We start from the raw sequence: 6,835 nt of genomic DNA on the forward strand, positions 1-6,835 counted from the left end.
CCCTCTACGGGAATTCCAGTAGGCATGGCCTGCAGCGTGCTGCGGTAGGCTCGTCGGCATGGAGATGTACCAGCTGCGCGCCTACGTGACCGCCGCCACGCTCGGCAGCGTGACGCGCACGGCCGAGGCGCTGCACGTGACGCAGCCCGCCATAACCGCGCAGATCAAGGCGCTCGAGGAGGAACTGGGCGTTGCGCTGTTCGACCGCAGGCCCGGTCGCATCAGCCTCACCCGCGCGGGCGAGTCGCTGCTCGCCGATGCGCAGAAAGTGCTCGACGCCGCAGGCCATCTGCAGGGCCGAGCGAAGGAGCTTCAGGGCGAGATCACCGGCCAGCTGGTGATTGGAACCAGCACCGATCCCGATTCGCTGCGCCTTGGGTCGCTGCTGCGCGCACTGGTCACCGCCTTGCCGCTTCTCGAAATCAAGACCCGCTACGGCCTCGCGCAGGAACTCTGCGAGCAAGTGATGTCGGGCGCCATGCAGGGCGCCTTCTACATCGCCGCCAACATGCCGCGTGAACTCGAGGCGCTGGTCCTGCAGACGCGGCACTACCGCATCGTCGCCCCGGCAACCCTGCGCGCCGAGGTGCTCGGCGCGGGCTGGCGCGATCTGGCTCAGCTCCCATGGATCGCCACGCCCGCACAGCACCACACCCAGCAGCTTCTGATGTCGCTGTTTGCCCGACAGGGGCTCGCCCCGCACCAGATCCTCGAAGCGGACACCATGGCCGCCGGTGAAAGCCTGGTGCGCGCCGGACTGGGGCTGACCCTGCTCCGAGAAGACAAGGCCATCGATCTTGCCGAAAAGAACGAACTCGTCATCTGGCCGCATGCACGCGTGCCCGCGCAACTGGGGTTCATCTATGCCCGCTCGACTGAACACGAGCCGGCACTTGTTGCGACGTTGTCACAGCTCAGGCGGGTGTGGGGATTGTCGGACAGTTGAGTGCCTGACCACGGTCGAGTGGCAAGGTTGAGCGGCTCGCGACGATTTTTCCAGGCGCTGAAGCTATTTTGTTCTCGCAACTAATGTGATTTTTTGTATCCGATCTCCGAAGTGTTGAGCTCATTTGCTATCGTCTTGATTATTTCTATCGATGTTATTAATTCGATAACAATTGGTAATTAGCGGTGCCGTTTCCCGACTCGCCAATGCGCAACCCAAATGAGCAATCTGAGGAGATCAGTCAATGTCCAGGACCTTTGTCGCCCATAGCCCGTTGGGCGAGCAACTGGAGTTCCGTTCGCTGGAAGGCAGCGAGCAGATTTCGCGGCTGTTTGAGTACCGCGTGCGGCTGATCAGCAAGAGCGCTTCGATTCCCGCCAAGAGCCTGCTCGGCAAGGACATGAGCATCGAGATCGATCTGACCACCGAATCCGCAGGCAGCGACAAGCGTTTTCTCTCGGGGCAGGTGACGCAGTTCACTTACATCGGGCGCGATGGAGATTACTTCAGTTACGAGGCGGTGCTGCGTCCGTGGTTGTGGCACGCGACGCGGCGCTCGGACTTCAAGATCTTCCAGTTCAAGACGGCGCCGCAGATCATCAAGGAGGTGCTGGGACCGTATGGCTTCAGCATTGATGACAAGCTCTCGGGCCATTACCGCAGCTGGGACTACATGGTGCAGTACGGAGAGACGGACTTCAATTTCGTTTCGCGCATCATGGAAATGGAGGGAATTTACTACTTCCACTCCCATCAGCAGGGCGGACACAAGCTGGTGCTCGCCGATGACATCGGCGCGCATTCGCCGCTGCCCAACGGTCCGAGTTCGATTCCCTATTACCCAAGCGAGCGTGCTGCGCACATCCACGACGTGGACTTCATCGACGGCTGGAGCTATGCCGAGGACATCGCGTCCGGGCACTTCGCGGCCGACGACTACGACTTCGAGAAGCCCAAGGCCATTCTGGACACCAAGCAGCAGCAGCCTGCGGGCCACACAGGCGACAGCCGTGAGCTCTATGACTGGCCCGGCGGCTACACCGACACGGGCGACGGCGAGAACTACGCACGTGTGCGCATCGAGCAGCAAAAAATCCAGCGTGAAATCGCGCAAGGCGAGGGCAATGTGCGCAACATCGCGCCGGGTTACCTGTTCACGCTCACGCGCTACATCCGGGGCGATCAGAACAAGGAATATCTGATCGAGTCGGCGTACTACCGGTTTGAAGAAAATGTGCGCCGAAGCGACGGTGCGGGTGGCTCAGGTTCATCCAAGCGCGCGGGCATTGACAGCCCGACGACGTACCGCATCAGCTTCACCGTCGTGCCCAAGAGCGTGCCGTATCGCAGCCAGCGCACGACGCCCAAGCCACACACCACCGGCCCGCAGACGGCCGTCATCACCGGCCCGGCGGGCGAAGAAATCTACACCGACAAATATGGTCGCGTGAAGGTGCAGTTCCACTGGGATCGCTACGGCAGCATGGACGAGAACTCCAGCTGCTGGATCCGCGTGAGCCAGACCTGGGCGGGCAGCAACTACGGCACGATGCACATCCCGCGCATCGGGCAGGAGGTGATTGTCGACTTCCTCAATGGCGACCCTGACTACCCCATCATCACCGGCCGCGTCTACAACGCCATGCAGATGCCGCCATGGGACCTGCCGGCCAACAAGACGCAGTCGGGCATCAAGACCCATTCGAGTCTGGGCGGTGCCGGCGGCGACGGCATGAAGGCCGAGGCCGGGGACTGCAATGCGCTGCGCTTCGAGGACAAGAAAGGCGAAGAACAACTCTGGCTGCATGCGCAGAAAGACCAGCTCACCGAGGTTGAGCATGACGAGGACAAATGGGTGGGCAATGACCGCCGCAAAGTCATCGACCGCGACGAGTTCAATACCATTCACCGTGACCGCACCGAGATCGTTGACCGCAACGAGAAGATCAATGTGCATGGGTGGCGCACGGAGGAAGTGGATCTCGACGAGACCATCACCATCCACCAGAACCGCAAGGAGCGCGTGGATCACAACGAGACCATCTCGATCGGCGACAACCGCACCGAGGACGTCGGCAAGAACGAGACGATCGACATCGGTCTGAACAAGAAGGAGACCATCGGCATCACCTACATGGAGAACACCGGCATCGCCAAGATGATGAACATCGGCCTGGCCTACAGCCGCAATGTGGGCTTGGCGATGAACTCTCTTGTGGGCCTGATGCAGGCCAGCCAGGTGGGCATGACCAAGAGCCTGATGGTGGGCCAGACCTACACGGCGACCATCGGCAAGAAGGTTGAACTCAAGGTGGGCGAGCGCAAGACCGAAGAGGTGGGCAAGGTCTCGGTGCACACCGTGGGAGACCACTTCGAGCTGGTCTGCGGCAAGGCCAAGATCGTGCTCAAGAGCGATGGCGGGATTTACCTCAAGGGCGCGCACATCGAGCTGCAGGCTGAGAGCGAGCTCAATGGCGACGCGGGCATGGTTCAGTGGAACTGCGGCGCCAGCAAGGCCCCACCGGCCGCACCCAAGGAAGACGGCAAGGAAGAGGGGGGCGACGGAGCCGGTGACGGCTCGGGCGGCGGAGACGGCGCGGCCGCAGGTGCCCCTGGCGGAGCGGGCGGCCCACCCGGCGGTAATTCTTTCGTTGCTTCTGACACTGGCGGCGGTGGACTCGGAGGCATGGGCGGAATGGGCGGCATGGGAGGCCTTGGTGGAATGATGGGCGGTGCGGGCGGCGGCCTTGGTGGGCTGGGCGGATTGGCTGGCGCAGTCGGTGGTCTCATGGGTGGTAGCGCAGGAGGAGGTCTCGGCGGCATCGCCGGAGCCGTGGGCGGAATGCTCGGCGGCGGCAACTCGACCATCGGCGGAGCCTTGAGCGCCGCAGGCAAAGTCGCCGGACTCGCCAACTCCATGGGCGCAGGCAAGGGCAAGCTCGGCGCGGTCAGTGGGGCCTTGAACATGGCTGGCGGGCTGCTGGGCGGAGCGTCATCGTCATCACCAGCCTCGATGGGCACGCCCAAAACCAGCGTGCCGATCATGCCGACATTTTGAGCTTTGGCGACGATGGCTGCGCGAAACCGTTTCGCGCAGCATGCCTTTGGCCACCCATTGGCTTCTTTAGAAAAACATCAGGGAGAACTCATCCATGACAGGTTTGCCAGCAGCGCGCCAGACGGACATGACGCTCAAGGGCGGTCCGATCATCCAAGGCTCGCGCACGGTGCTCATCGGCTCGCAGGGCGGCATCGCGTGCTCCACTTGCCCGGGCGGCGTCAAGGTCTCCAATCCGGTCAACCCCATGCTCGGTGCCAAGGTGCAAGACGGCGAAGTTGACCTTGCCTTGCCCGGAGCCATGCCGTTCGTGGTCTCGCGCGACTACTCCAGCTACCAGACCGACACCCCGGCCCCGGTCGGACTGCTCGGCCCCGGCTGGTGGTTGCCCTCCGAGGTCAGCCTGCTCCAAACAGACGAACTGCTCACCCTGAACGACGGCAAAGGCCGCAGCATCCGCTTCGAACCCCTCGAGCCCGGTCAGGCCACCTACAGCCGTAGCGAAAACCTATGGATCGTTCGCGGCGGACTCGAGCGCTTGAACGACATCCCCGAACTGCCGATGGCCAAGCTCGATCTGGCCTGGCAAGGTCTGCATGCGGACGACAGGCGCAACACCAGCATGTTCTTCGTCACCAACAACGTGCTGGGCCCATGGTGGATTCTGGGTGCGCAGCCTCCGCAGGGTGAGGTCACCGGCAAGCGATTGCGCCTGCTGGGAATGAACGACCGCTTCGGCCACACACAACGCCTCGGTCGCAACAGTGATGGCCTCATCGTCGCAGTGGAAGACGGCACCGGCCGCAGATACCGCCTCGAACACAAGAGCTTCCCGCTCATCGCCAATGAAGGCGTGCACGGCTGGGGCGCAGACAACGGCATGCGCCTCACAGCCGTTCATCTCACCCACGACCCGCATTGGCCGGAGCCGTTGACCGAGCCGCTGGTGCGTTATGAATACAGCGTGCGCGGTGAACTCATTGCGGTATACGGCCGCGATGGCAGCCAGCAGCGACGCTTCCAGTATCACCCGAAGATGCTGGGGCGCATGACGGCACTGGCCTATCCGGGGCGACCACCGGTGAGCTATGTCTACAACGAGCAGGGCAAGGTGATCGAGCTGAATCACCCGGGTGCCCTGTCTTACCATTTTGATTACGCCGAGGACGCCACCACCGTCACCGACAGTCTGGGCCGCACCCGCGTGTACCACTTCAAGGGCGAAGCGGGCTTGCGCCGTGTGGCCAAACTCCAGCATGCCGATGGCAGCATCACGCAAAGCCGCTTTGACGACAGCGGTCGTCAGCTCGCCAGCATTGATGCACTTGGGCGCGAAACCCGCTACGAGCTCGACATCTCCACCGGCTCATTGCAATCCATCACCCAGCCCGATGGCATGCAGATCCAGTTCGACTACAACATGCAAGGCCAGATCGCCTTCACGACGCGGGAGAACGGGGCAATGGACTCCTATGCCTATGACGAACTGGGTCGATTGGCAAGCGTCACCGATGCACTTGGCCACATCACGCGCTACCACTATGCCGACGCAGGGAGTGAGCAGCCTGAGCGCATCGTCGACGCCCGTGGAGGCACCAAACACCTCACATGGAGCGCGGCAGATCAGCTCACCAGCTACACGGATTGCTCGGGAAGCGTCACCCGCTACCGCCATGACCGCTGGGGTCAACCGATTGAGACCCGAGGCGAGGAAGGCTCGTTCAGTTACAGCCGTTACGACCCGCGCGGACGCCTCGCCGCCAGCACCAACGCGCTCAACCAGACGACGACCTACGACTACGACGAGGCGGGCGACGTCATTCGCATCACCGGGCCGGACGGCAACAGCGTACGATTTGAGCGCGACGCGCAAGGCCAAACCAAGGTCTATCACTACGGCGGCTATTCCCAGCGCTTTGACTACGACGAGGCGGCACGCCTCGTGCGCCTGACCAACGAGAATGGCGCGCATACCACCTTTGACTACGACGTCATGGACAGGCTTATCAAACAGGTGAATTTCGACGGGCGCATCCAGCAATACACATTCAATGCCGCAGGCGAGTTGCTGCAGAGCGACGACGAAGGCCCCATCAGCCACCACCACTACGACAAGGGCGGCCGATTGCTCCAGCGGCAGATCGGCCAAGCCAGCGAAAGCGAGCAAGCGTTCACCGAACATTTCCTCTACGGCAAGGGCGGCCAGCTCACCAAGGCCTGGCATCGGACTGAACTCGGCAACAACCTCATCGCCGCAGAATTCGAACACGACCTCCTGGGCCGCATCACCCGTGAAACCCAGAGCATCACCGGCCCCAATGGTGAAGCCATCTGGAGCTACGGCGTTGATCGCAGCTTCAACGAACTGGGCATCGAATCCCAGACCATATACGAAGGCCTGCCCGCCATCACCTGGCAAACCTATGGCTCGGGCCATCTGCACGGCGTGATGCTCGACGGTCGTAGCCTCATTGACTTCGAACGCGACAAGCTGCACCGGGAAACCAAGCGCCAGTTCGGTTCCGTGGAAACCATTCGCACCTACGATCCGCTGTCACGCGTCGACCTCCTGGAAACCCACAGCCCGCGTATCGGGGAAGACCAAGCGTTTAAACGACAGCATCATTACGACGTGGCAGGGCAGCTCATCCAGATCGATACCGCCCAAGGGCAACACCGTTACGGCTACGACAAGGCAGGCCGCCTTAGAGCGGCTAACACAACTTCAATTTGAGGGCTCCAAAAGCATTTATGCTTCACAGTCTCATGTCCCGAGCCCCCATCAGCAAAGAGTTGTGGCAACAACTGCAACCCCTCATTCCCCCGTTCAT

General features: G+C 62.0%; 3 protein-coding genes. All 3 read left to right on the forward strand.

Going from position 1 to position 6,835, the window contains the following annotated elements; translation table 11 throughout:
- The first annotated feature begins 58 nt into the window (after positions 1 to 58).
- The 3 genes from ISG32_RS17170 (at position 59) to ISG32_RS17180 (ending at position 6,738) form a co-directional block, all read left to right on the forward strand.
- Positions 59 to 946: a LysR family transcriptional regulator gene (locus tag ISG32_RS17170; RefSeq protein WP_194772231.1), complete on the forward strand. Its 888-nt coding sequence runs from the start codon at positions 59 to 61 to the stop codon at positions 944 to 946.
- 244 nt (positions 947 to 1,190) lie between these two features.
- Positions 1,191 to 4,004 (forward strand): type VI secretion system Vgr family protein, encoded by a 2,814-nt coding sequence (locus tag ISG32_RS17175; protein WP_267254035.1) that lies wholly within the window; start codon positions 1,191 to 1,193, stop codon positions 4,002 to 4,004.
- Between the two features lie 94 nt (positions 4,005 to 4,098).
- Positions 4,099 to 6,738: a DUF6531 domain-containing protein gene (locus tag ISG32_RS17180; protein WP_194772232.1), complete on the forward strand. Its 2,640-nt coding sequence runs from the start codon at positions 4,099 to 4,101 to the stop codon at positions 6,736 to 6,738.
- Positions 6,739 to 6,835: the final 97 nt, after the last annotated feature.

This window comes from Diaphorobacter caeni (assembly GCF_015354245.1).
Classification (GTDB): domain Bacteria; phylum Pseudomonadota; class Gammaproteobacteria; order Burkholderiales; family Burkholderiaceae_C; genus Diaphorobacter_A; species Diaphorobacter_A caeni.

Excerpts from the sequence above, each read along its gene's own strand:
- ISG32_RS17170 (WP_194772231.1), top strand. The coding sequence starts at position 59 with ATGGAGATGTACCAGCTGCGCGCCTACGTGACCGCCGCCACGCTCGGC.
- ISG32_RS17180 (WP_194772232.1), top strand. The coding sequence starts at position 4,099 with ATGACAGGTTTGCCAGCAGCGCGCCAGACGGACATGACGCTCAAGGGC.
- ISG32_RS17175 (WP_267254035.1), top strand. The coding sequence starts at position 1,191 with ATGTCCAGGACCTTTGTCGCCCATAGCCCGTTGGGCGAGCAACTGGAG.